Source organism: Erythrobacter sp. (assembly GCF_040217515.1).
Classification (GTDB): Bacteria; Pseudomonadota; Alphaproteobacteria; order Sphingomonadales; family Sphingomonadaceae; genus Erythrobacter.
In genome coordinates this window covers 293,275-315,841 of record NZ_JAVJPT010000008.1, presented here as the reverse complement: position 1 = coordinate 315,841, position 22,567 = coordinate 293,275, and the positions used below count along the sequence as shown (strand labels likewise).

Annotated in this window: 26 protein-coding genes, 1 tRNA gene and 1 pseudogene; 19 read left to right on the top strand and 9 right to left on the bottom strand. The window is 65.9% G+C overall.

Annotation, left to right across the window (positions count from 1 at the left end):
* Positions 1-30: 30 nt before the first annotated feature.
* From RIB52_RS11655 to RIB52_RS11600, 12 genes and pseudogenes are all read left to right on the top strand, one after another.
* On the top strand, positions 31-654 hold the full coding sequence (locus tag RIB52_RS11655; RefSeq protein WP_350175669.1) for a hypothetical protein: 624 nt from the start codon (positions 31-33) through the stop codon (positions 652-654).
* 9 nt (positions 655-663) lie between these two features.
* Positions 664-1,113 carry a methylmalonyl-CoA epimerase gene (gene mce / locus RIB52_RS11650; RefSeq protein ID WP_350175667.1) on the top strand — a complete coding sequence of 150 codons (450 nt, stop codon included), beginning with the start codon at positions 664-666 and terminating at the stop codon, positions 1,111-1,113.
* 113 nt (positions 1,114-1,226) lie between these two features.
* A complete protein-coding gene (locus RIB52_RS11645; protein ID WP_350175665.1) occupies positions 1,227-2,015 on the top strand; it encodes an enoyl-CoA hydratase-related protein in 789 nt (262 codons plus the stop codon).
* Positions 2,016-2,102: 87 nt separating this feature from the next.
* Positions 2,103-4,256: a methylmalonyl-CoA mutase gene (gene scpA / locus RIB52_RS11640; protein WP_350175663.1), complete on the top strand. Its 2,154-nt coding sequence runs from the start codon at positions 2,103-2,105 to the stop codon at positions 4,254-4,256.
* 123 nt (positions 4,257-4,379) lie between these two features.
* Positions 4,380-4,640: a DUF2442 domain-containing protein gene (locus RIB52_RS11635; protein WP_350175661.1), complete on the top strand. Its 261-nt coding sequence runs from the start codon at positions 4,380-4,382 to the stop codon at positions 4,638-4,640.
* Positions 4,637-4,795, top strand: a pseudogene (locus tag RIB52_RS11630) (hypothetical protein); the annotation flags it as partial. The gene RIB52_RS11635 and the pseudogene RIB52_RS11630, both read left to right, overlap by 4 nt.
* A 2-nt stretch (positions 4,796-4,797) precedes the next feature.
* Positions 4,798-5,271 carry a DUF6998 domain-containing protein gene (locus RIB52_RS11625; protein WP_350175656.1) on the top strand — a complete coding sequence of 158 codons (474 nt, stop codon included), beginning with the start codon at positions 4,798-4,800 and terminating at the stop codon, positions 5,269-5,271.
* Positions 5,268-6,278, top strand: a complete 1,011-nt coding sequence (gene bioB / locus RIB52_RS11620) for a biotin synthase BioB (RefSeq protein WP_350175654.1) — start codon at positions 5,268-5,270, stop codon at positions 6,276-6,278. Before RIB52_RS11625 ends, bioB begins: the two co-directional genes overlap by 4 nt.
* On the top strand, positions 6,275-6,520 hold the full coding sequence (locus RIB52_RS11615) for a hypothetical protein (protein ID WP_350175652.1): 246 nt from the start codon (positions 6,275-6,277) through the stop codon (positions 6,518-6,520). Before bioB ends, RIB52_RS11615 begins: the two co-directional genes overlap by 4 nt.
* Positions 6,517-7,314 (top strand): heme-dependent oxidative N-demethylase family protein, encoded by a 798-nt coding sequence (locus RIB52_RS11610; protein ID WP_350175650.1) that lies wholly within the window; start codon positions 6,517-6,519, stop codon positions 7,312-7,314. The genes RIB52_RS11615 and RIB52_RS11610 overlap by 4 nt, the downstream gene beginning before the upstream one ends.
* Positions 7,308-7,733, top strand: a complete 426-nt coding sequence (locus RIB52_RS11605; protein WP_350175648.1) for a lysozyme inhibitor LprI family protein — start codon at positions 7,308-7,310, stop codon at positions 7,731-7,733. Before RIB52_RS11610 ends, RIB52_RS11605 begins: the two co-directional genes overlap by 7 nt.
* Positions 7,734-7,818: 85 nt before the next feature.
* A complete protein-coding gene (locus tag RIB52_RS11600; RefSeq protein WP_350175646.1) occupies positions 7,819-9,879 on the top strand; it encodes an ATP-binding protein in 2,061 nt (686 codons plus the stop codon).
* Between the two features lie 92 nt (positions 9,880-9,971).
* On the opposite strand, the gene RIB52_RS11595 is transcribed toward RIB52_RS11600, so the two are convergent.
* Entirely contained in the window at positions 9,972-10,244 is a 273-nt protein-coding gene (locus RIB52_RS11595; RefSeq protein WP_350175645.1) for a hypothetical protein, read from the bottom strand.
* Between RIB52_RS11595 and RIB52_RS11590 the strand changes: the two genes are divergently transcribed.
* The gene (locus tag RIB52_RS11590; protein WP_350175643.1) at positions 10,245-10,388 is read left to right on the top strand and encodes a hypothetical protein; all 144 of its coding nucleotides are present in this window, start codon (positions 10,245-10,247) and stop codon (positions 10,386-10,388) included. It abuts the gene before it with no gap.
* Between the two features lie 20 nt (positions 10,389-10,408).
* Here RIB52_RS11590 and RIB52_RS11585 read toward each other — a convergent pair whose 3' ends face one another.
* The 3 genes from RIB52_RS11585 to RIB52_RS11575 are packed head-to-tail and all read right to left on the bottom strand — an operon-like array spanning position 10,409 to position 12,901.
* Positions 10,409-11,179, bottom strand: a complete 771-nt coding sequence (locus tag RIB52_RS11585; RefSeq protein WP_350175641.1) for a cyclase family protein — start codon at positions 11,177-11,179, stop codon at positions 10,409-10,411.
* Between the two features lie 10 nt (positions 11,180-11,189).
* On the bottom strand, positions 11,190-12,335 hold the full coding sequence (gene aroB / locus RIB52_RS11580; protein WP_350175639.1) for a 3-dehydroquinate synthase: 1,146 nt from the start codon (positions 12,333-12,335) through the stop codon (positions 11,190-11,192).
* On the bottom strand, positions 12,332-12,901 hold the full coding sequence (locus tag RIB52_RS11575; RefSeq protein WP_350175637.1) for a shikimate kinase: 570 nt from the start codon (positions 12,899-12,901) through the stop codon (positions 12,332-12,334). The genes aroB and RIB52_RS11575 overlap by 4 nt, the downstream gene beginning before the upstream one ends.
* Positions 12,902-13,160: 259 nt before the next feature.
* Here RIB52_RS11575 and RIB52_RS11570 point away from each other — a divergent pair, with 259 nt between their 5' ends.
* The 4 genes from RIB52_RS11570 (at position 13,161) to RIB52_RS11555 (ending at position 18,542) form a co-directional block, all read left to right on the top strand.
* Positions 13,161-15,083: a hypothetical protein gene (locus RIB52_RS11570; RefSeq protein WP_350175635.1), complete on the top strand. Its 1,923-nt coding sequence runs from the start codon at positions 13,161-13,163 to the stop codon at positions 15,081-15,083.
* 11 nt (positions 15,084-15,094) lie between these two features.
* Entirely contained in the window at positions 15,095-15,976 is an 882-nt protein-coding gene (locus RIB52_RS11565; RefSeq protein ID WP_350175633.1) for a tyrosine recombinase, read from the top strand.
* Positions 15,977-16,018: 42 nt separating this feature from the next.
* Complete coding sequence (locus tag RIB52_RS11560) at positions 16,019-16,969, top strand: acetyl-CoA carboxylase carboxyltransferase subunit alpha (RefSeq protein ID WP_350175631.1); 951 nt, start codon at positions 16,019-16,021, stop codon at positions 16,967-16,969.
* Between the two features lie 94 nt (positions 16,970-17,063).
* Complete coding sequence (locus tag RIB52_RS11555; RefSeq protein ID WP_350175721.1) at positions 17,064-18,542, top strand: M48 family metalloprotease; 1,479 nt, start codon at positions 17,064-17,066, stop codon at positions 18,540-18,542.
* An 87-nt stretch (positions 18,543-18,629) separates the two neighbouring features.
* On the opposite strand, the gene RIB52_RS11550 is transcribed toward RIB52_RS11555, so the two are convergent.
* Positions 18,630-18,800, bottom strand: coding sequence for a Flp family type IVb pilin (locus tag RIB52_RS11550; protein WP_350175629.1), 171 nt, complete (start codon positions 18,798-18,800; stop codon positions 18,630-18,632).
* A 116-nt stretch (positions 18,801-18,916) separates the two neighbouring features.
* A complete protein-coding gene (locus RIB52_RS11545; RefSeq protein WP_350175627.1) occupies positions 18,917-19,102 on the bottom strand; it encodes a Flp family type IVb pilin in 186 nt (61 codons plus the stop codon).
* A 73-nt stretch (positions 19,103-19,175) separates the two neighbouring features.
* Here RIB52_RS11545 and RIB52_RS11540 point away from each other — a divergent pair, with 73 nt between their 5' ends.
* Positions 19,176-19,616 carry a (deoxy)nucleoside triphosphate pyrophosphohydrolase gene (locus RIB52_RS11540; protein WP_350175625.1) on the top strand — a complete coding sequence of 147 codons (441 nt, stop codon included), beginning with the start codon at positions 19,176-19,178 and terminating at the stop codon, positions 19,614-19,616.
* An 87-nt stretch (positions 19,617-19,703) separates the two neighbouring features.
* Positions 19,704-19,780 (top strand) — tRNA-Arg (locus RIB52_RS11535).
* Positions 19,781-19,930: 150 nt separating this feature from the next.
* Here RIB52_RS11535 and RIB52_RS11530 read toward each other — a convergent pair.
* Genes RIB52_RS11530 through RIB52_RS11520 form a run of 3 tightly spaced genes read right to left on the bottom strand, consistent with a single transcriptional unit; the run spans position 19,931 to position 22,567 of the window.
* Positions 19,931-20,617 (bottom strand): HAD family hydrolase, encoded by a 687-nt coding sequence (locus tag RIB52_RS11530; protein ID WP_350175623.1) that lies wholly within the window; start codon positions 20,615-20,617, stop codon positions 19,931-19,933.
* Positions 20,589-21,359 (bottom strand): acylneuraminate cytidylyltransferase family protein, encoded by a 771-nt coding sequence (locus tag RIB52_RS11525; RefSeq protein WP_350175621.1) that lies wholly within the window; start codon positions 21,357-21,359, stop codon positions 20,589-20,591. Before RIB52_RS11525 ends, RIB52_RS11530 begins: the two co-directional genes overlap by 29 nt.
* Positions 21,356-22,567: a hypothetical protein gene (locus tag RIB52_RS11520; RefSeq protein WP_350175619.1), complete on the bottom strand. Its 1,212-nt coding sequence runs from the start codon at positions 22,565-22,567 to the stop codon at positions 21,356-21,358. The genes RIB52_RS11525 and RIB52_RS11520 overlap by 4 nt, the downstream gene beginning before the upstream one ends.

Sequence of the window (22,567 nt, the reverse complement as noted above, 5' to 3'; positions counted from 1 at the left end):
CCTCTAGGGACCAAAGGTAGCCTCAAATGGATGCAGCTTGCGGCCAGCCGCAAGGCGGCCTCGCTTGAACAGGCCATTTTGTCTCGTGTTGAAAATGCTTCGCGAATCGACTGGGTGAGCCCGCTCGAAGGCGATGATTTCGCCGAGTATCGCGACTCTGCGTTTCTGCAATTGCTGGGTTTGCCTCATCTTGAGGCGGACTTGGCGCGCTTCTGGCCGAAAGGCGGCCCCCAGTGGGACGCGCTTGGCAAGACCGACAATGGCTGCGCCCTGCTGGTCGAGGCAAAAGCGCATATTGACGAGTTCTGCTCATCGCCTTCTCAAGCATCGGAGGCATCTTTGGAGAAGATCAAGGCATCTCTGGTCTGGGCTGCCATGCGAATGGGCGTGGCACGAATGGATGCTGAGAGGTGGCACAGGCAGTTTTATCAATACGCTAACCGTCTCGCGCATCTGGTCTGGCTCCGAAGCCTAGGAGTTGACGCCTACCTCGTAACGGTAGATTTCTGTTGCGATGACGAGATGAACGGACCCAGCTCGTCCGAGGCCTGGGAAGCGGCCTATGCGACGGCCGAATACGCGCTCGGCATACCCAAGCGCCATTCCCACAGCCGATATATCCTCCACGTCTATCCTGACGTGCGCTCCATCTGAGGTGAATAAATGAAACTAGGCCGTCTCAACCACATCGGGGTCGCGACCCCCTCCATCGCGGACTCGATCAAACATTACCGCGACACCTTGGGCGCCACCCATATCCATGAGCCGTTCGATCTCGAGGAGCAGGGCGTGAAGGTCTGCTTCGTCGACACGCCCACCGACAGCGGCATGAACGGCACGCAGATCGAGCTGATCGAGCCGCTCGGCGAGACATCGACCATTCGCGGCTTTCTCGAAAAGAACCCGCTGGGCGGTCAGCACCATGTCTGCTTCGAGGTTCCCGACATCGCCGAAGCGCGCGCCGAATTCGAGGAAATGGGCAAGCGCATCCTCGGCCCCACCCGCATCGGCGCGCACGGCACGCCTATCTTTTTCGTCCATCCCAAGGACATGCAGGGCATGCTTACGGAGATCATGGAAACGCCCCGCGAAGACGCGCACTGGTCGAATTGATTGTATTCGTCACCCCGGACTTGATCCGGGGTCCCGCTTCATTTGCCCGGTTGCCGAAAGGCAGCTGGACCCCGGCTCGGGGGCCGGGGTGACGAGATAGAGAGGTTTGAAGAATGTCCGAGTACGAAACCATCCGCGTGGGACGCGAAGGCCCGCTCACCATCATCACCCTCAATCGGCCCGAACGGCTCAATGCCATGCCGCCGCAGATGGCGGACGAGCTGGGGCAGGCTTTCTACGATCTCGGCGATGCGCGCGCGGTGCTCATCACGGGCGAGGGCAAGGGATTTTGCTCGGGCGCGGACCTGTCGGCGCGCGGCAGCGGCAGCGCATTGGGCGGCAAGGGCGGCAGCCACGAGGCGCTGATCCAGCATTACAACCCGGCGGTGAGCCAGCTGATCCGTGCCGACGTGCCGGTGATCTGCGCGGTCAACGGACCGGCTGCGGGCGTCGGGTGCAGCCTTGCCCTCGCAGCGGATTTCACCATTGCCGCACGCTCCGCCTATTTCCTGCAGGCCTTCGTCAATATCGGCCTCGTTCCCGATGGCGGCTCGACCTGGCTGCTCACCCGCGCGATCGGGCGGGCGCGCGCGACGCGGATGATGATGCTGGGCGAAAAGATTTCCGGCGAACAGGCCGAGGAATGGGGCCTCGTCTACAAGTGCGTCGATGACGATGCGCTGATGGACGAGGCGAAGGCGCTGGCGACCAAGCTCGCCAATGGCCCGACGCTCGCCTACGCCCATATCAAGCGCAACATCGCCACCGCGATCGACCAGAACCTGCAGATGGTGCTGCTGGCCGAAGCCGAAGCGCAGCGCATCGCGGGCGCGAGCGACGATGCCAAGGAGGGCGGCATGGCCTTCCTCCAGAAGCGCGAGGCCCAATTCAAGGGGCAATAGGCGTAACGCCAGCCCCGAAGAACGTTCGTCACGCCCGGCTCCCGGCGCATCTTTCGCCGGGGGCATCCTTTCGTCTATGAGCGAGCCATGACCGACAAACCGACTCCCGCCGACTGGAAAGCCCTTGCCGACAAGGAAGTGAAGGGCCGCGACCTCACCTGGCAGACGCCAGAGGGCTTCGAGATCAAGCCGCTCTACACGGGCGAGGACCACGAGGGCTGGGACCCGGGACTGCCCGGCTTCGCGCCCTTCACGCGCGGGGTGAAGGCCTCGATGTATGCCGGCCGCCCGTGGACGATCCGGCAATATGCGGGCTTTTCGACCGCCGAGGAATCGAACGCCTTCTATCGCCGGAACCTCGCCGCCGGGCAGAAGGGCCTGTCGGTCGCCTTCGACCTCGCCACGCACCGGGGCTATGACAGCGACCACCCGCGCGTCGTGGGCGATGTCGGCAAGGCGGGGGTCGCGATCGACACCGTGCGCGACATGGAGATCCTGTTCGACCAGATCCCGCTCGATGAAATGAGCGTGTCGATGACCATGAACGGCGCGGTCATCCCGGTCATGGCGTTCTACATCGTCGCCGCCGAACGATCGGGCGTGTCTCAGGAGAAACTGTCGGGGACCATCCAGAACGACATCCTCAAGGAGTTCATGGTCCGGAACACCTATATCTACCCGCCCGAGCCGAGCATGCGGATCGTCTCGGACATCATCGCTTATACCTCGGCCAACATGCCGCGTTTCAACTCCATCTCGATCAGCGGCTATCACATGCACGAGGCCGGGGCGACGGCGGTGCAGGAACTCGCCTTCACCATCGCCGACGGCAAGGCCTACGTGGAACGTGCGATGGACGCCGGGCTCGATATCGACGCCTTCGCGCCGCGCCTGTCGTTCTTCTTCGGCATCGGCATGAACTTCTTCATGGAGATCGCCAAGCTGCGCGCCGCGCGCACGCTGTGGTACCGGGTGATGGACGATCTCGGCGCGAAGGCCGACAAGTCGAAGATGCTGCGCACCCACTGCCAGACGAGCGGCGTGTCGCTGCAGGAGCAGGACCCCTACAACAACGTCATCCGCACCACGATCGAGGCGATGGCCGCGACATTGGGCGGGACGCAGTCGCTCCACACCAACGCGCTCGATGAAGCGATCGCGCTCCCGACCGATTTCTCCGCCCGCATCGCGCGCAACACGCAGCTGGTGCTTCAGGAGGAAAGCGGCATCACCAATGTCGTCGATCCGCTCGGCGGCTCGCATTACATTGAAGCGCTGACGGCGACGCTGGTGGACGAGGCCGAAAAGCTGATCGCCGAGGTGGATGCCGCTGGCGGGATGACGGCCTATGTCGATGCCGGCGCGCCCAAGGCGGCGATCGAACGCGCGGCGGCGGAAAAGCAGACCAGCGTCGACAAGGGCGAGACGGTGATCGTCGGAGTCAACAAGTACCGCAAGCCACACGAAGACCCGATCGAGACGCTCGACATCGACAATGCCAAGGTCCGCAAGGGCCAGATCGAGCGCATCGAATGGGTCCGCGCCAACCGCGACGAGGATGCCTGCCGCACCGCGCTCGCGGCGCTCACCGAAGGCTGCAAGGCGGGCGAAAACGTGCTCGAACTCGCGGTCGAGGCCGCGCGCCGCGATGCGACGCTGGGCGAGATCTCTCAGGCGATGGAAGAAGTGTTCGGCCGCCACGATGCGACGCCCAAGCCCGTCTCCGGCGTCTACAAGACTGCCTACGAATTCGACAAACGCTGGGAACAGGTGACCAGCGGCGTCGATGCGGTCGAGCGGCGCATGGGGCGCAAGCCCAGGATCATGGTCGCCAAGATGGGCCAGGACGGCCACGATCGCGGCGCCAACGTGATCGCGTCGGCGTTCAGCGACATGGGCTTCGAGGTCGTCTCCGGCCCGCTCTTCCAGACTCCGCAAGAAGCGCGCGACATGGCGCTCGAGAACGGCGTCGACGTGATCGGCTGCTCGAGCCTCGCCGCCGGACACAAGACGCTGATCCCCGAACTGATCCGCCTTTTGAAGGAAGCGGGCCGCGCCGATATCAAGGTGACCGCAGGCGGCGTGATCCCGGCGAGCGACTACGACTTCCTGCGCGAGGCGGGGGTGCAGGGCATTTACGGCCCCGGCTCGAACGTGGTCGAATGCGCGGCGGATATCCTGACGCTGCTCGGCCACAACATGCCGCCGCTCGATGGAGAGATGGACGAGGCGGCGGAGTGATTGTGTTCTCTCTTCGTCACCCCGGACTTGATCCGGGGTCCAGCTTTTCTACAACCGCGGGCCAAGAAGAGCTGGATGCCGGATCAAGTCCGGGGTGACGGCATTGGGTGCGGGAGGCATGGCATGAATATTTCGGCTAAGGTGACCGACGAGCGCGTGCTCGACGTGCGCTTCGACGAGGCCAGCCTGATCGTCGATTTGATGGACGGGCGGACGATTGCGGTTCCGCTCGCCTGGTATCCGAGATTGCTCCATGCGACGCCGGAGCAGCGGGCAATGTGGGAGAAGGCCGGGGCGGGCTATGGCATGCACTGGCCCGAAATCGACGAAGACCTCAGCACCGAAGGGCTCTTGAGGGGTGCGCCAGCGCCGAAAGCCGCGTGATCCCGGCGAGCGATTACGACTTCCTGCGCGAGGCGGGATTGCAGGGCATCTACGGCCCCGGCTCGAACGTGGTCGAATGCGCGGCGGATATCCTGACGCTGCTGGGGCACAACATGCCGCCGCTGGGCGAGGGGCTGGACGAGGCGGCGGAGTGAGTATGAAGTTCAGGCTACCCCCTCACGTCCAAGAGTTGGTTGCGGCTCGGAATCAGCTGAAAGATCATTTCGCGGCCTATGACCTTCGTTTTACGTTCGATGGAAATCTCGTTGGAGACCTAGGCGAAGCGGTAGCCGCTGATCTTTTCGGGCTCAGATTGACTGGGCGTAGTAATGAAGGAATCGACGGTTACGCGCCGGATGATCGATCGGTTCAGGTTAAGGCGAGCGGGACGCGTCGCGGCCCAGCATTTCGTCCTGTTGAGACGAAGGCCGACCATCTCATTGTTCTGCATCTCGACTACGAGGCGTGCGAGGGCGAGGTGATCTATAACGGTCCAGAGGGAAGGGTTGTTTCTGAGCTTTTACCGGAAAGCTGGACAGGGCAGCGTACAGTAAATCTTCGTGGCCTGCTGAAATTGAATGACGGCGTCGCTGATGAAGATCGGTTGCCAATGATCGGAAGTAACCAATGACCCACCTCCGCACCGACTGGACCCGCGAGGAAATCGCGGCGCTCTTCGACCTGCCCTTCACCGAACTGCTTTTCCAGGCCGCCACGGTTCACCGCGGCAACCACCCGCCCGAACAGGTCCAGCTCTGCACCCTGCTCAGCATCAAGACCGGCGGGTGCCCCGAGGATTGCGGTTATTGCTCGCAGTCGGTCCATGCAGACAGCGGGGTCGAGGCGACTAAGCTCATGGATGTGCAGGCCGTGCTCCAGCGCGCGGCGCAGGCCAAGGATGCGGGCAGTCACCGGTTCTGCATGGGCGCGGCGTGGCGCAATCCCAAGGACCGCGACATGCCCGCGATTGTCGAGATCGTGAAGGGCGTGCGCGACATGGGGCTGGAGACCTGCATGACGTTGGGCATGCTGGAACCGCATCAGGCCGAGATGCTCGCGGAGGCGGGGCTCGACTATTACAATCACAATATCGACAGCTCGCCCGAATATTACGAGCGGGTGATTTCGACACGCGATTTCCAGTGCCGGCTCGATACGCTGGATCACGTCCGCAAGGCCGGGATCAACGTTTGTTCCGGGGGGATCGTCGGCATGGGCGAGACGCGCGAGGATCGGGTGGGCTTCATCCACACGCTCGCGACGCTTCCCGAACATCCCGAGAGCGTGCCGGTCAACGCGCTCGTGCCCGTAAAGGGCACGGTGCTGGGCGACATGCTCGCCGATACGCCGATGGCGAAAATCGACGACATCGAATTCGTCCGCACCGTCGCGGTGGCGCGCATCACCATGCCGATGAGCATGGTGCGCCTTTCCGCCGGCCGCGAGTCCATGTCCGACGCCACACAGGCGCTGTGCTTCCTCGCGGGCGCGAATTCGATCTTCACCGGCGACAAGCTGCTGACCGCGCCCAATGCGGGCGACGACAGCGACGGCGCGCTGCTGGCGAAGCTGGGCCTGACCGCGCTCAAGGGCGAGGAACCGCTGCGCAGGCTCGATCGCAAAGAACCGGCCGAATGATGCGCAAGCGTCCCATCCTCGTCAGCGTGATCTACTGGATCGCGGTCCAGCTGATCATCGCCGCAAATTACGTCAAATGCGGCTTTGGCGCAGGCTGGGACGAGGAAAGCCACCAGCGGATCGTCGATTGCCATGCGGGCGCGATGCTGGAGAACCAGACGATCGCGATCATCGCGATCATCGCTTACGCGGTCTGGACAATCGTCACGATCAAGGGATTGACGCGCAAGGGACCGGAATGACCCTCGGCTTCTCGGTCGACGCGCTGCTTCCCAGGGCGCGCGGGGGCGGGCAGCTTCGCATGGGGCTGTGCCGGTTGACCGAGGGGCAATGGCTCCAGAAGCAGCCCGATCTCGCAGCGCGCACCGCCGCTTTCGCCGAATGGCCCGGAGCCGTGCAGCTTACACCGCAAGCCGAGGCACCGGGGCGCGAACTCGCGGCCATGCTCGGCGTGGAGGGCGCGCTGCCCGAAGCTGCGCTCGCCGCGCACGAGGATATGTGCCTGCTCACCAGGGCCGCGGGTGAAGACATCTATCGCCTGATCGGCGCCGCCGTCGCATGGCCGACCGACTGGCGCCCCGCCGACAAGCTCGGCCTGCCATTGCGCGCGCTTCATGCGCCGATTGCAGGCTACGAGGAACAGCTTGCAAGCGGCGTCGATCGCTTCATGGCGACCCTGCGCCCCGGTGCGATCTACGGCCGGTGCAACTGGTTCATCGCGCCGACCGCGCAGCGCCGCTGGCTGGCCGAGGGCGCGCCTCACGGCCAATTCGCCCATGTCACCGCCGATAATGCGGGCGAGACGCTGTTCGTGCGCTGCGAACGCCAGACGCTGCGCCGCCTGCCGCACACGGGTGCGATCCTGTTCACCATCGGCGTTTACGTCGAACCGCTCGGCACGCTCGCGCCGGAAAACGTCGCCATGCTCGCGCGGGCGATCGAGACGCTCGTCGCAGGCGAGGGCGACAGGCGCGGCGCGCCCGCCTATGCTGACGCGCTTACCGCTTTCGCTGCCGAAAGGATGCCGCCATGCTGACCCTTATCGCGCCCCTGCTTGTGGCGCTTCACCCCGCCTCGCAGCTCGCGCCGCCCAATCCCGACTGGAACTGCGACGATCCACAAGCCCAGCAGGAGATGAACTGGTGCGCGAGCCGCGATTTCGCGATCGCCGACACCGATCTCAACGAGCAATGGGCGATCACGGCGCAGGCGATGAAGGCGCGCGATGCGAACTGGCAAGACAATCCCTACGCCCGCGACACCCGGCCAGGCTATTTCGACACCCTGCTGGAAGCGCAGCGCGCATGGCTGACGTTCCGCGATGCGCATTGCCGCGCCGAGGGATATGTCGCGCGTGGCGGCAGTCTCGAGCCGCTGCTTGTCTCGACCTGCAAGACCGCGCTCACCAATGCCCGGACCGAGCAATTGCGCGCGCTCGCCGAAGACGGGATGTGAGCGCGCAAATCCGATAGGTTGCAGGCCGCGCGGGGAGGCGGCATAGGCCACAGGCACGAATGCGCATTTGCCTGGAGGGGTTCGCTTGTTCTCGAAAATCCTGATTGCCAACCGCGGCGAAATCGCCTGCCGGGTCATCACCACCGCGAAGAAGATGGGGATTGCAACGGTCGCGGTCTATTCCGATGCCGACCGGCACGCGCCTTTCGTCAAGATGGCCGACGAGGCCGTTCATATCGGCCCTTCGCCCGCAGCCGAGAGCTATCTGGTGCAGGACAGGATCATCGCCGCGGCGAAAGAGACCGGGGCCGAAGCGATCCATCCGGGCTATGGTTTCCTGTCCGAGCGCGCCGGTTTCGTCGAGGCGCTGGACAAGGAAGGCATCGCCTTTATCGGCCCGCCCGCGGGTGCGATCGCGGCGATGGGCGACAAGATCGAATCCAAGAAGCTCGCACGCGAGGCGGGAGTCAATGTCGTCCCCGGCTTCGTCGGCGAGATCCGCGATACCGACCACGCGGTCGAGATCAGCAACGACATCGGCTATCCCGTCATGATGAAGGCCAGCGCCGGCGGCGGAGGCAAGGGGATGCGCCTCGCCTACAGCGAGAACGACGTGCGCGAAGGATTCGAGGCGACCAAGCGCGAAGGGCTCAGCAGCTTCGGCGACGACCGCGTCTTCATCGAGAAATTCATCGAGAACCCGCGCCACATCGAGATACAGGTCCTCGGCGACAAGCACGGCAATGTGCTCTATGTGAACGAGCGCGAATGCTCGATCCAGCGGCGCCACCAGAAAGTGGTCGAGGAAGCGCCGTCGCCTTTCGTCACGCCCAAGATGCGCAAGGCCATGGGCGAGCAATGCGTCGCGCTGGCCAAGGCGGTGGATTACCACTCGGCCGGGACTGTCGAGCTGATCGTCTCCGGCGCGGACCCGACGGGGGAAAGCTTCTACTTCCTCGAGATGAACACCCGCCTGCAGGTCGAACATCCGGTGACCGAGGCGATCACCGGCATCGACCTTGTCGAACAGATGATCCGCGTGGCCGCCGGCGAAAAGCTGTCGATGAGCCAGGACGATATCGGCATTCACGGCTGGTCGATCGAAAACCGCGTCTATGCCGAGGATCCCTATCGCGGATTTCTTCCCTCGACAGGGCGTCTCACCCATTATTCGCCCCCGATCCCCGGCTGGAGCGAGGACGGGGAAGTGCAGGGCAAGGCCCGGCGCGGCGTTGCCCACGGCGCAGGCTCGGTCCGCGTCGATGACGGCGTGTTCGAGGGCGGCGAAGTGTCGATGTTCTACGACCCGATGATCGCCAAACTGATCACCTGGGCGCCCACGCGCGACGAGGCAGCGGATCTCCAGATCGAGGCGCTCGACAATTTCCGCATCAAGGGGCTGGGGCACAATGTCGATTTCCTCTCGGCGATCATGCAGCATCCCCGCTTTCGCTCCGGCGAGCTGACGACCGGATTCATCGCCGAGGAATATCCCGAGGGGTTCCAAGGCGCGCCGGTTTCGGCAGAATTCGAGCGGCGGCTCGCAGCGATCGCGGCCGGGATCGAGTTCACGTGGCAGAGCCGCGCGCGGCGCATCTCCGGCCGGCTCGACGGCGACGACGGGCGCGAGGGCGTGCAGCGCGTCACGGGTGAATGGCTGGTCAAGCTGGGCGACAAGCGCTTCGAGGTGGTGCTCGGCGACGGGCACGCGATGGTGGACGGGCACCGCGTCGAGGGGACATGCGACTGGATGCCCGGCATGGCGCAGGCAAGCGCGACGGATGCCGACGGTAACGGCTTCGGCCTGATCGTAGAGCGCAGCGGCAATCACTGGATCGTGACGACCCGCGGCGCGGCGCATCGCGCACTGGTCCTTCCCCTGCGGCTGTCCACGCATGAAAGCCTGATGATCGAGAAGGAGCCGCCCGACCTTTCCAAGATGCTCATTTGCCCGATGCCGGGCGTGCTGGTGAAACTGCATGTCGGCGCTGGCGAGGATGTCCAGCCGGGCCAGCCGCTCGCCACGGTCGAGGCGATGAAGATGGAGAACATCCTGCGCGCCGAGAAGGAAGGCCGGATCGCCTCTATCAATGCCGAGGAGGGTGAGAGCCTGGCGGTGGATGCGGTGATTCTCGAGCTCGAATAGGGGTGCGGGCGGATCGGCCCGACCCGAATCGGGGGCAAGAAATTTTCACCATAAGGCAATAAGAGGACGCTCAACTGCCGTTCCAACGACCGTCATTTGTATATTGACGACATTTTCGCGTTTCTGGCCACCAATTTGCGTAAATGTGATGGCGCAAACCCCACTGCTGCGCGATAAAGGTCACGTGTCGCCCTTATTTCAGCGGCGACCGCGAGGGATCGGCAAGGATGGCACGCAAGGGAACCGGATATTTCGACCGCAAGGGTCACTTCTTCAAGACCGCCTAGGATGCCACGGCGAGCGATCTTGCCGCGATACTCGGCCAGATCGGCGACGGCGAAAGCCTTGCGCCGGGCATCGCGCACGTGCTTCTTGAAAGGCGCGCGGACATCGAGCGCCTTTTTGCCGAGCACGACGCGATGATGGCCGGAGAGAACATTCAGGACGGTGGCAAGATCACCGACATTTCGGACAAGCTCGCCAAGGGTAACGCACGCCCGGCAGGCTGAGCCGAAAGGCCCGCAGGGCTTCAGTCCTCGACCAGTGCGACCGCCCGGATCCAGCCCGCGCTCGCCCGTTCTATCTTGACCGGGAAGCAGGACAGAATGAAGCCGCTTGCGGGGAGCCGATCCAGATTGGTCAGCTTCTCGATCTGGTAATAGGGCCGGATGCGTCCGGCCTTGTGGCCTTCCCAGATGATCGTTGGATCGCGGCTTTCCGCCCAGGCCGTCGCGGTGTGGCTGAACGGCGCGTCCCAGCTCCACGCATCGGTCCCGACCACTTCGATGCCCCTTTCGGTCAGCCAAAGCGTTGCTTCCGCGCCCAGGCCGACGCCCTGGTCGGTGAAATTCTCGGTCCCGTAAACCGCCCCCGACTGAACCAGAACGATGTCGAGCGGGGCGAGCACGTGACCGATCCGCGCAAGTTCCGCCTCGACCTCGGCAGCGCTCACCACATGACCGTGGGAAAGGCCCGAGAAATCGAGTTTCACACCAGGGCGGAAGAAGCGGTCGAGCGGGGCCTCGTCGATGCTTGGCGCGGGGCTTGCGCCCGAATTGGTCGTCGAATGGTAATGCCACGGCGCGTCCATGTGGGTGCCGTTATGGGTGGAAAGCTCCACCTGTTCGACCGCCCAGCCTTCGCCGTCGGGCAGGTCCTCGCGGGTGAGCCCGGGAAAGAACATCGCGATCTGTTGCCACGTGCTCTCGTGCGTCATGTAGGTGACGCGCGGGCGCATAACCTCCGGGTCGGAGACGACATCGTTGGTGATCGGGATCGACAGGTCGATGAAGCGGGTCATGGGCAGTCGGTCATGGCAGGGGTGCCTGCAATTGCTGGTCGAGGAAGGCCGCGACATCGGCGAGTTCGACGTCGCGTGCCATGTAGGCCGCGCCGATGGCGCGCAGCAGCAGGAAGGGGAGTGTGCCCGAGCCCTCCATCTTCTTGTCATGGCGCATGTGGTCCACCAGCCGTTCGCCCGTGCATTGCAGCCCGAGCGTCGAGATTTCCGAAGGGAGACCGGTTGCTGCGACAACTCTGGCCGCGCGCCCGGCTTCCTCGTGGGACAACTCGCCCCGCCGCGCCGAATATCGCGCGGCAAGCACCATGCCGAGCGCGACAGCCTCGCCATGCAGCAACCTGTCCGAAAATCCCGTCTCCGCCTCCAGCGCGTGCCCGAACGTATGGCCGAGATTGAGCAGGGCGCGAACGCCGCTCGTCTCGCGCTCGTCCCGGGCGACGATTGCCGCCTTGGCCGCAACGCTTTTCGCGATGGCGTGGGACAGCGCCTCGGGCTCGCGCGCGAGCACCGCCGTGGCATTCGCTTCGAGCCAGCCGAAAAATTCCGCATCGCCGAGCAGGCCGTATTTGAGGACTTCCGCGAAACCGGCGCGCATTTCGCGGTCCGGCAGGCTGTCCAGCACCAGCGGGTCTATGAGCACGAGCGAAGGCTGGTGGAAGGCCCCGATCAGGTTCTTGCCGGCGCGCGTGTTGATCGCGGTCTTGCCGCCGACCGAGCTGTCGACCTGTGCGAGCAGGGTGGTGGGCACCTGAACGAACCCGCAGCCGCGTTTCAGGATGGCGCAGGCAAAGCCGGTGAGATCGCCCACCACGCCGCCGCCCAGCGCGACGACATGGTCCGACCGCGTCACGCCCAGACCGAGCAGCCAGTCGCACAATTCCTCCAGCACCGGCCAGCTTTTCGCCCCTTCGCCCGGTTCGACCACGAACCAGTCGGGCTCGCAGCCCGCGCTGGCGAGGCTTTGCCCGATCGCATCGGCGAACAGCCGGTGCGTTGCGTGGTCGGCGACGAAGGGAATCTTGCGCAAAGGCGCAGGGCTGGCGAGCCATGGCTTCGCCCGGATCGCGAAATCATGGAGCGCGCAGCCCCGTTCGATCACCACGTCATAGGAACGTCCGGCAAGTTCGACCGGGACGATCTGGCAGTCCTGCGTCATCCAAGGTGGTCCTCGATCGCCTTCAGGATGGCGCGGGCGGTGTCGGCATGGGGGCCGTCGACGCTTTGCACCCGCACCGGAGCCTGGGCATAGAATTCGCGGCGCTCCCGCGCCAGCTTCGTCAGGATTTCGCGCGGGTTCCCGTTCCGGAGCAAGGGCCGGTTGCTGCGGCGCGAGGTGCGCTCCACCAGTGTCTCGATGTCGCAATCGATCCACACCGCGATCGCCCGCCCGAGGATCAGCGCGCGCGTTTCGCCATCGACGAAGGCCCCGCCCCCGGTCGCGATCACGCCCGCTTCCTCTTCGATCAGGCGGGCGATGACGCGCCTTTCGCCGTCGCGGAAATAGGATTCGCCGAATTCCTCGAAGATTTCCGCGATGCTGCGGTGCGCGGCCTGTTCGATCGCCTCGTCCGCATCGACGAAGCCACGCCCCAGCATCGCGGCGAGCCGCCGCCCGACCGTGGACTTGCCCACGCCCATCAGCCCGACCAGCACGATCGGCCGGTCGATCAGCGGCGCAAGACGGGCAATGCGGGTCTCGTCGAGGGCGGTATCCGAGGACATTGCCGCATGGCCTATAGATGGGCTAGGGGACGCGCAATATGTCTCGCCCGTCACGCTCGTCACGCCCTTCACGGGGCCGCATCGGTGCCGGTATCGGCGGACCGCGCCGTGCGGGTCGCCGGGCGGCCCGCCCGGCGGCCCGTATTGGCCTCGCGGTCTGCGGGGGCGTGGTCGTGCTGCTTGCCCTGGCCTGGGCCGATGGCGGGGAGGAGCCGATCCGCCCGATCGTCGAGGCGGTGGCGTTGCCGGAGAGCGCACGATGAAGTTTCCGCGCGGGGCCGCCGGCGCGGCGGCATTCGCCCTGGCCGGAGCGCTCGGCGGCGGTCTGATCGCGACCGGATCGGGCGCGCAGGATCAGCCCGAATCGCTGCTTCCCCCGGGATTCGACGATCCGGCGCCGACTCCCGGCCCGACCTCCCGGCCTGCGCCGACTGCTCCGGGGGCTGCACCGACTGCGGCCCCACGCCCCGCGCCTCCCTCGGCTGCGACGCCCGCGCCGCAGGCCGGTCCGACCCGGGCTGCGCCCGACGCGACCGGCGACCGGCTGCTCCTGCCCGACGACCTGCCGCCGGTGCCGGAACTGTCCCCCGATCAGCTCGCCGGACTGCCTACCCTCGACGAACTCGAGGACATGTCGCCCGACGAGCTCGACGAAGTGCTCGGCCTCAAGCCCAAGTTCGACATTCCCCCCGCTGCGCGCCGTTCGCTGGCCGAGGTCGGCGTGATCGCGCCTTCGGAAGGCGGCTTTGCGACCGGATCGCTTTCCCGCCAGCCCGCCTCGCTCGTGCGGGCCCTGCTTGCCGGCACGAAGACCGCGCCGGTTTCGCGCTGGGGTCACATCCTTCTGCGCCGGGCGCTCGCCAGCCGCCTCGCCACACCGGACGGGATGGATCCGGTCGAATTCGCCGCGTTGCGCGCAGGGCTTCTCAACCGGATGGGCGAGCATATGGCCGCGCGCGCGATTGCGCAGGATGTCGATACGGCGAACTGGAATGGCCGCCTCACCGACGAAGCGCTCGCCGCCTATGTCGCGCTGACCGATTTTACCGGGGCCTGCCCCGCAATCCGGCTGCAGGGGTCCGCGCGCGAGGACGCGCAATGGGTGCTGTGGCAGGCGATCTGCAATGCCTATGCGGGCGAGACCGCGCTTGCCGCATCGCAGCTCGACCGGGCGCTCACCCAGGGAATTGCTCCGCGCATCGATGTGCTGCTGGCGCGGCGTTACGCGGGCGCGGCGGGACGCGGCCGGCGGGCGGTGGAGATCGAATGGGACGAGGTCGAGCAGCTCAATCCATGGCGCTTCGGCCTCGCGTCCGCGCTGGGCGAGCCCGTGCCCGAAAGGCTTCTCGGCGAGGCCGGGCCTTATTATGCGCTCGCGGCTGCTCCTGCACCGGAGCGTGCGCCTGCCGAACGGGTCGCCTTTGCCCGGGAGGCGGCGCGCGTCGGCGTGTTCTCGGCCGATGCGATGGTCGATCTCTACAGTCAGGTCTATGCCGATGCCTCGGCCGGTGGGGATGTCGCCGCCGAGGCTGGGGCGCTGCGACAGGCCTATCTCGCCGCCGATCCCGCAGCGCGGGTCGCAGCGATGCGCAGGCTGTGGGGCGAGGAGGATGTCCTCGATTACGGCGCGCTGGTCGCGACCGCCTATGCCGCCGCGCGCATCCCCGCAAACGAGGCTCTGGCCGAGGAGGCGGGCGATCTCCTTGCCTCGATGCTCACCGCCGGGCTGGACCGCGATGCAGCGGCATGGCGCGGCGTGGTGAACGCGGGAAGCGTGGGCTGGGCGCTCGTTGCGCTGGCCGATCCGAACGGCGGAGAGGCCGATGGAGACGCTCTCGATGCCTTCCTCGACGAACGCGAAAGCGCTCAGCGGAGAAAGGCCGCCTTCCTCGTGGCGGGGCTTGCCGGGCTGGATCGGATCGCACCCGATGACCGCGATGCCTATGCCGCGCGCCTCGACATCGACCTTTCCCGTGAGACCCGCTGGACCCGCATGATCGCGCTCGCGGCCGAGGTGGGCAATCCCGCGCTCGTCGCCATGCTGGCGGGGCTCGGCATGCAGGGGACCGACTGGTCGCAGATGACCCCGCTGCATCTCTATCGCATCGTTGCCGGTCTCAACCGCGTCGGGCTCGCAGCCGAAGCGCGCATGATCGCAGCGGAAGCGGTCGCGCGCGGATAGGGCGAAAGGCCGTGTCGGAAGCGGTGCGGGCCTTTCTCGACATGCTGGCGAGCGAGCGCGGCGCGGCGGCGAATACGCTCGCCGCCTATGCCCGCGATCTCGCGCAGGCCGAAGAGGCGATCGGCGATCTTGCCGCTGCGCCGCGCGCGAAGGTCGCGCAGCTTTCCGGCGAATGGGCCGCGCTCGCCCCCTCCACGGTTGCGCGCAAGGTTTCGGCGCTGCGGCAGTTCTTTGGCTTCGCCTGCGACGAAGGCTGGCGCAGCGACGATCCTTCCGCAGCGCTCCCGGCGCCGCGCACGCGCCGTCCGCTGCCCAAGGTGCTGGGGCATGGGGCGGTCGAGGCGTTGTTCGACACCGCAGAGCGCGAAGCGGAGAGCGGCAGGGCCGGGGCGGTGCGCCTTCTCGCGCTTGTCGAATTGCTTTACGGCTCGGGCCTGCGCGCGAGCGAGCTGGTTTCCCTGCCGGTGAGCGCCGTCCCGCGCGATGCCCCCCTGCTGACGGTGGCGGGCAAGGGCGGGCAGCAGCGCATGGTCCCGGTCAGCGAACGCGCCGCCGCCGCGCTGGCGCGTTGGATCGCGGTGCGCCCGGTGGATGGTTCGCACTTCCTTTTCCCCTCCCGCGGGGCTTCGGGTCACCTCACCCGTGTGCGCCTGTTCCAGCTCCTCAAAGGCCTTGCCGCGCGCGCCGGGCTCGATCCGGCGAATGTCAGTCCGCATGTCCTGCGCCATGCCTTCGCGACCCATCTGCTGGAGGGCGGGGCGGATCTCAGGGTGTTGCAGACCCTGCTCGGCCATGCCGATATCGCCACCACCCAGATCTATACCCATGTCGATGCCGCGCGGCTCGTCGAATTGGTGAATCTGCGTCATCCCCTGGGGCAGGGATCCTCATGAGGCTTGCCCAGCGCGCAACATCCCGATAGCCCCTGCCGGCATATGAAAAAGGTTTCCTATCTCGACTTCGAAAAGCCGGTGCAGTCGGTCGACGAACGCATCGCCGCCCTGCGCACGGTCGATGCCGAGCACGATGTCGATGTCGCCTCCGAGATCTCGCGGCTCGAAGCCAAGGCGGCGGACCTTCTGGCGAGCACCTATGCCTCGCTCACGCCGTGGCAGAAGACGCAGGTTGCCCGGCACCCGCAGCGCCCGCATTTCCGCGATTACGTCGCCCATGCCTTCGAGGAATTCGTGCCGCTCGGCGGGGACCGGCTGTTCGGCGACGACCAGGCGATCATGGGCGGTTTCGCTAAGCTGGCCGGGCGGCGGGTCATGCTGATCGGCCATGAAAAGGGCAACGATACGCAAAGCCGGATCAAGCACAATTTCGGCATGGGCAAGCCCGAAGGCTATCGCAAGGCGATCCGCCTGATGGAGCTCGCATCCCGTTTCGGCCTGCCGGTGGTGACCTTGGTCGATACCTCGGGCGCGTTTCCGGGGATCGAGGCCGAGGAGCGCGGCCAGGCCGAGGCCATTGCCCGGTCGACCGAGGCCTGCCTTGCGCTTCGCGTGCCGATGGTCGCTGCGATCGTGGGCGAGGGTGGATCGGGCGGCGCGGTCGCGCTTGCCAGCGCAGAGCGCGTGCTGATGATGGAGCATGCGGTCTATTCGGTGATCTCGCCCGAAGGCTGCGCCTCGATCCTGTGGCGCACCGCCGAAAAGGCGCCCGAGGCGGCCGAGGCGATGAAAGTCACCGCGCAGCATCTCAAGCGGCTCGGAGTGATCGACCGCATCGTCAAGGAGCCGGCCGGCGGCGCCCATCGCGGGCCGGCGGCGGCGGCAAAGGCGCTGGGCAAGGCGATCGGCGAAGAAATCGATGCGCTTTCCGGCCTTTCGGTCGAAGCGCTGGTGGCCAAGCGCGAGGAACGCTTCGTCCAGCTGGGCGGATGATGCGGCGGGGCTTCTCGAAACTTACCGGCGCGCATTGTATTGGTAGCCAAGAACGATGAAGCACCCCGGAAGAGGAGGCCTGAAACCGATGAGCATGACGAACCGTATCGCAGGGGCCCTGCGACTCGCCACCGTATCGCTTGGCGCGCTCGCGCTTTCGGCATGTGTAGGGGCGGGCAATATTCCCAGCGCATCCACCCCCATTACCCCGGCCGAAAAACAGCAGGGGGCGAAATACCATCCCCAGTTCCTCGAGCAGTTCGGCGGCGCGATGCGTGGGCCGCAGGCGGCCTATGTCGAACAGGTCGGCACGAATATCGCGGTCCAGTCGGGCCTCGGCAATGCCCGCCAGAGCTTCACCGTCAGCCTGCTCAACAGCCCTGCGCACAATGCCTTCGCGATCCCCGGCGGCTATGTCTACACGACCCGCCAGCTGGTGACGCTGATGGACAACGAAGCCGAGCTTGCAGCCGTGCTCGGCCACGAGGTCGGCCATGTCGCCGCGCGCCATTCGCAGCGCCGGCAGGCGGCCGCACAGAGAAATTCGATCCTCGGCATACTGGGGGCGATCGGCAGTTCGATCCTGCTGGGCGATTCGGGCCTCGGCGACACGCTGTCGCGGGGTTTCCTGCAGGGCTCGCAGCTGCTCACGCTGAGCTATTCGCGCAGCCAGGAGACGGAGGCCGACAATCTGGGCATAACCTATCTGACCCGCGCCGGTTACGATCCGCGCGCGATGGGCAACGTGCTCGCCAGCCTTGCCGAGCAGAACGCACTCGAGGCGCGGATACGGGGGCGCAATGCCTCTATTCCCGAATGGGCCTCGACTCACCCGAACCCGGCGAGCCGGGTGCGCGAGGCGCTTGCGAAGGCGCGCCCGCTTGCGCCGGGGATAACCAACACCGACACCTTCCTCACCCGGATCGACGGCATGCTTTACGGCGACGATCCGCAGCAGGGCATCATCGACGGGCTGCGCTTCATCCATCCGGACCTGCGCCTCACCTTCACCGTGCCGCAGGGCTATTACATGGTGAACGGGACCAGCGCGGTGAGCATCAACGGGCAGGTCGGCCAGGCACAGATGAGCCTCGGGCCCTATACGGGCGATCTCGACCGTTACGTGCGCGGGGTCTTTGCCGCGATCGGTGGGGAGAACCAGCGGCTGGCCCCGCAGGAAATGCGTGCAACCAGCGTCAACGGGCTGCGCGCGATGGTCGGCACCGCGCGCGTCAACGCGCAGAACGGTGCGATCGACGTGGTCGTCTATGCCTATGAATTCGCCCGCGACCGGGCCTATCACTTCGCCGCGGTAACGCCGGCGGGCCGGGCGAACGTGTTCGCGCCGATGTTCCAGTCGATGCGCCGGATCTCCTCGCAGGAAGCGGCGAATGTCGTGCCCAAGCGGCTCGACGTGGTGACGGTCGGCCGGGGCGATACGATCGCGAGCCTTGCGCGGCGCATGGCCTATGCAAGCGCGCAGGAAGAGCGGTTCCGCGTGCTCAATTCGCTGGGCGGCGGCGATCGCCTGAGGCCGGGACAGAAGGTCAAGATCGTGGTGCGCGCGCGCTGACATGCGCGTTTTTCGTTGCGCAAGTCGCGCACGAAAAGGGCGGCAGGTTTCCCTGCCGCCCTCCGTTCAGGTTTCCTGAGAAACCGATTATTCCGCGGCGACGAGGTCGTCCGAAACGTCGTCGAAAGTCGCGCTCAGGTTGTTGCCGAGCGTGGTCATCGCAGTGATCGCGGCGACGGCGATGAGAGCGGCGATGAGGCCGTATTCGATGGCGGTGGCGCCCTGCTCGTCACGGACGAGGTTCTTGAAGAAAGTCATGTCTAGTCTCCTGGTTTCGGTCTTCGGTACCCGTACCCATTCATTTTCACGAACGAGCAATTGCGAGGTAATGCGCAGTCCTTGAAAAATTACTAATTGAGGTTCTTTCGAGAAACTTAATTGCCCATCACCTGGTTCGACGCTTGCTCGATGCGATCCCACATGCCGTCGTTCCCGCCCCCGAGGGCTTCGAGCGAACCGATCATGGCAATCACGATCAAGCTAACGATCAGGCCATATTCAATGGTGGTTGCCCCTGACTTGTCGTTCCCGATGTGCTTAAGGAAATTCGTCAAAATCATGGTGACACCCGTTGTCTGCCTGACGGTCCCGAAAATCCGCCCAGAGTTTTAAGAAAAGGTTGATCGCGCGAGCGTGGTTGAAAAAAATCCCGACAACCCGCGCGGCTGGATCGCGGTGAGCGCAGGCGCGTTGCAGCGTCCCGACGGGCTCTGGCTGATGCATCGCAGACCCCTGCACAAGCATCACGGCGGGCTTTGGGAATTTCCCGGGGGTAAGGTTGAAGCGTTTGAAAATCCATCGGAATGCCTCGTCCGGGAATTGCACGAGGAACTCGGGATCGCGCTGCGGGCGAGCGATCTCGAACCGCGCTGTTTCGCCGAGGAAACCGCCGCCCCGGGGCGCGAACCGATCGTCATCATGCTTTACATTGTGACGCGCTGGGAAGGCGAACCATCTGCGCTCGAAGGCGGTGAAATCGGATGGTTCGAACCTGGCGCGATTAACCGGTTGGCCAAGCCGCCGCTCGATTCCCTGCTCGCCGCGCAGCTTTTCGCGGGGGCCGTGCGCGAGTGAACGCACAGCGCTCGAAGTCCTGCCCGGCCGTGTCACGCAGGGGATTGCCAAGCCGGTCGCAGCCTCCTATGTGCCGCTGCCTACCGCGCGCCAGTAGCTCAGCTGGATAGAGTACCTGACTACGAATCAGGCGGTCGGAGGTTCGAATCCTTCCTGGCGCGCCAAAAAAGCCCATCCCGCAAGGGGTGGGCTTTTTTGGTGGGTCATAGGGAGGAGGCGAACCTGTTCCCAGGCGGAGGCGGCGCAGCCGCCGGAGACGACGAGCGAGCGTAGCGAGCGAGACAATCCTTCCCGGTGCCCCGACGCCGGAGCGATCAGGCGGCCCGCGTGCGTTTGGGCGCGCCGGGATCGCGATCCACTGCGAAGAATTCCAGCAGGTTCTCGACCACGACGGTCCCGTCCGGGAACGGGTGCGCGCGCCCGGCCCGACCGAGAAATCCCAGCCCGCATTGCTCGGCGCAGGCATGGTCGCTGATCGCATCGCCCACGAACAGGCAGTTTTCGGGCGCGAAGCCTTCCGCCGACAGGATCTCGCGCACGATTTCGGGCTTGGTACGGGGCGATCCGCGCAGCGACCGGAAGAAGGGAGTAAGCCCCTTGGCCTCGGCGATCGCGGCGAGTTCGTCCTCCGGCGTGCCGGAGACGACATGGGCGCAGGTCCCCCGCCGCGCGAGCAGGGCCAGTGTTTGCGTAACACCGGGCAGGAGCGGGCAGGCGATCACCCGGTCCGCCACGATATGGCGCAGCCTTTCGGCCCAGGCGGCGATTTCGGCCTGCGACAATTCGATCCCCAGCAATTCGCGGTGGAAGCGCGGGATCTTGGCATAGCGCGTCTCGCCCGGGACCGCGCGCTGATAGGCTTCCACGCTCGCGCGCACTTCGGCCCCGAATTCGGCGTAAAGGTCGCCGAAAGCGGCGATCTTCGCTTCGAGCGAATCGACGATCACGCCGTCGAAATCGAAAAAGACGCAGTCAGGATTCGCAGGTGGCAAGCCGCTCATCGCGCGCCCCTCCCGCTTTGTTGCCCGTCTCGTCTCCCGCTGCCTCCTCGCAGTAGAGCGCATGGAGCGCGCAGGCCATGCGGTAATCCTCATGGGTGTCGATATCGATCCCGGCAATCTTCGGCAGGACATGGAGCAGCGGGCGCTCCCCGAGGAGATATTCGCGCTCGAGCATCAGCGCGCGCGGAGCCATGTAGAGGCTGTTCGTCACCCTGAACCAGTCGGGCAGGTCCTGCGAGATCGTGTGCTCGCGGCTCGCCGAGTAATTGAGCGCGCCGCCGCGCGACCAATAGTAATCGCGCGCCTCGTTCACGCCGAGCAGCGAATCGTGCTCCCCGGCGAGGACTGCGCGGCGATAGGCGGCGAACGCGCTCGCATAATCCTGCGGCGCCATCAGCGGGCAGACGACGGTCGCCCAGGCGATGTGTCGATGCGGGATGTCGCGGACGATGCCGGTGATGACATCGCGGAAGGGCGCGTCGTGCCCGCGCGCGAGATGGGCCGGGCGGCGGTGGAGCGAAATGCCGAACGCAGCGCCGATCGCGAGGAATTCCTCGTCCTCGCTCGACAGCCATATCCGCTCGGGCGCGATCACCTGCACCAGCTGGGCGAGCTTCCATTCGATCAGGCTTGCCCGCTCGCCGAAAGGCAGGAGGCATTTTTCGCGGATCCGCGATGAGCCCCGGCGTACCGGGACCACCACCGCGATATCGAAGCCGGGCCGGGTTATGGGCACGCTCATGCCGCTTCGGCCAGCGAAAGCGCCTTGTAGCGATCCAGGGCCGGGAGCCAGCGCGCGCTGTCGACGGGCTGGAGCGCGCGCGCGACGATGTCGTCGCCGCTCAGCGCGGGGTCGGTCGGGTCGAAAACGTTGTTGAGCATGTGGCAGGCGAACCAGCGCCGCGCCATCGCCGGGTCGGGCCCGCGCACGCGGCCGCCTGCTTGGTCGGCGAAGAAGGCGGGAAGGCTGTCATAGGCACCGATCCACGCGCCGGTCGCGAAATCGGACAGGCGCACGATCGGCTTGCCCGCCGCTGCGGCGGCGGACCAGCTCTTCGAATTGCCGACCACCATCGCATCGCAGTGCCGGGCGAGTGCACGGCTGATGGCGCCGGGTTTGGCGCTGCTCGGCAGGAGCCGGACCCGCTCGCCGAGGCGGGCGACGATATCCTCGACCGGGCCCGGATCGCCGTGCCGCTCGGTCAGCGGGTGGTGGGTGACGGCGAGCACCGCATGGTCCGGAATCTGCGCGGCAAGCGATGCGATCATCTCGGCGTTGTCGGCGAAGCGGTGATGCCGGTCGAAGAAGTTCTCCGGCTGTTCGTATTCGAGCGGCAGGCCGATCAGAACCCGGTTGTCCGGGATGCCATGCTCGGCAAGGAAATCCGCGCGAGGCCGGGCCGGGTCCGGAAAGACGCGCGCATCCCATAGCTGCGGGGCAAGCCTGTCGAGCTCGGCGGACTCTTCATCGGTGAGATCGGGCATGAGCCCGTAATCGAACAGGGTGCGGGTCAGCACCGTCGCATTGGGCCGCGCGCGAAGCGGCGGGGCGGCCCCTTCCATGATGAAACGCACCTCGCCCGGAAAGCGCGCCGGGGCGGCGAGATCGGCGCTGCGGCACAAGGTGATGTCGGGGGCAAGGAATTCGACCAGCTCGAACAGGTCGGTTGCGGTGCTTGCGTCGGTTCTGAGCGTGGGGTGGTCGGGTCCGTCGAGCACGTGCCAATGGACATGCGGCAGTGAGGCAAGGATATCGAACTGCCCCTCGGCAATGCCCGTCCCGCGCCACATCGGACAGAGCATGACGTGCACTTCGTGGCTCTGCGCGCATTTGCGCACGAGATGGGCGCAGATCTCCTCGAACCACCAGGGCGTGACGGTGGGCAGGTAGAAAAGGATTCTCGGCCGGCTCTGCGGCCCGGTTGCGGCTGGCTGTGGGGTGGGTGCCAT

What these genes read in the sequence shown, in the direction of transcription:
- RIB52_RS11655 (WP_350175669.1), top strand. Translation starts at nt 31, where the DNA reads ATGCAGCTTGCGGCCAGCCGCAAGGCGGCCTCGCTTGAACAGGCCATT.
- mce (WP_350175667.1), top strand. Translation starts at nt 664, where the DNA reads ATGAAACTAGGCCGTCTCAACCACATCGGGGTCGCGACCCCCTCCATC.
- RIB52_RS11645 (WP_350175665.1), top strand. Translation starts at nt 1,227, where the DNA reads ATGTCCGAGTACGAAACCATCCGCGTGGGACGCGAAGGCCCGCTCACC.
- scpA (WP_350175663.1), top strand. Translation starts at nt 2,103, where the DNA reads ATGACCGACAAACCGACTCCCGCCGACTGGAAAGCCCTTGCCGACAAG.
- RIB52_RS11635 (WP_350175661.1), top strand. Translation starts at nt 4,380, where the DNA reads ATGAATATTTCGGCTAAGGTGACCGACGAGCGCGTGCTCGACGTGCGC.
- RIB52_RS11625 (WP_350175656.1), top strand. Translation starts at nt 4,798, where the DNA reads ATGAAGTTCAGGCTACCCCCTCACGTCCAAGAGTTGGTTGCGGCTCGG.
- bioB (WP_350175654.1), top strand. Translation starts at nt 5,268, where the DNA reads ATGACCCACCTCCGCACCGACTGGACCCGCGAGGAAATCGCGGCGCTC.
- RIB52_RS11615 (WP_350175652.1), top strand. Translation starts at nt 6,275, where the DNA reads ATGATGCGCAAGCGTCCCATCCTCGTCAGCGTGATCTACTGGATCGCG.
- RIB52_RS11610 (WP_350175650.1), top strand. Translation starts at nt 6,517, where the DNA reads ATGACCCTCGGCTTCTCGGTCGACGCGCTGCTTCCCAGGGCGCGCGGG.
- RIB52_RS11605 (WP_350175648.1), top strand. Translation starts at nt 7,308, where the DNA reads ATGCTGACCCTTATCGCGCCCCTGCTTGTGGCGCTTCACCCCGCCTCG.
- RIB52_RS11585 (WP_350175641.1), bottom strand. Translation starts at nt 11,179, where the DNA reads ATGACCCGCTTCATCGACCTGTCGATCCCGATCACCAACGATGTCGTC.
- aroB (WP_350175639.1), bottom strand. Translation starts at nt 12,335, where the DNA reads ATGACGCAGGACTGCCAGATCGTCCCGGTCGAACTTGCCGGACGTTCC.
- RIB52_RS11575 (WP_350175637.1), bottom strand. Translation starts at nt 12,901, where the DNA reads ATGTCCTCGGATACCGCCCTCGACGAGACCCGCATTGCCCGTCTTGCG.
- RIB52_RS11570 (WP_350175635.1), top strand. Translation starts at nt 13,161, where the DNA reads ATGAAGTTTCCGCGCGGGGCCGCCGGCGCGGCGGCATTCGCCCTGGCC.
- RIB52_RS11560 (WP_350175631.1), top strand. Translation starts at nt 16,019, where the DNA reads ATGAAAAAGGTTTCCTATCTCGACTTCGAAAAGCCGGTGCAGTCGGTC.
- RIB52_RS11555 (WP_350175721.1), top strand. Translation starts at nt 17,064, where the DNA reads ATGACGAACCGTATCGCAGGGGCCCTGCGACTCGCCACCGTATCGCTT.
- RIB52_RS11550 (WP_350175629.1), bottom strand. Translation starts at nt 18,800, where the DNA reads ATGACTTTCTTCAAGAACCTCGTCCGTGACGAGCAGGGCGCCACCGCC.
- RIB52_RS11545 (WP_350175627.1), bottom strand. Translation starts at nt 19,102, where the DNA reads ATGATTTTGACGAATTTCCTTAAGCACATCGGGAACGACAAGTCAGGG.
- RIB52_RS11530 (WP_350175623.1), bottom strand. Translation starts at nt 20,617, where the DNA reads ATGAGCGGCTTGCCACCTGCGAATCCTGACTGCGTCTTTTTCGATTTC.
- RIB52_RS11525 (WP_350175621.1), bottom strand. Translation starts at nt 21,359, where the DNA reads ATGAGCGTGCCCATAACCCGGCCCGGCTTCGATATCGCGGTGGTGGTC.
- RIB52_RS11520 (WP_350175619.1), bottom strand. Translation starts at nt 22,567, where the DNA reads ATGGCACCCACCCCACAGCCAGCCGCAACCGGGCCGCAGAGCCGGCCG.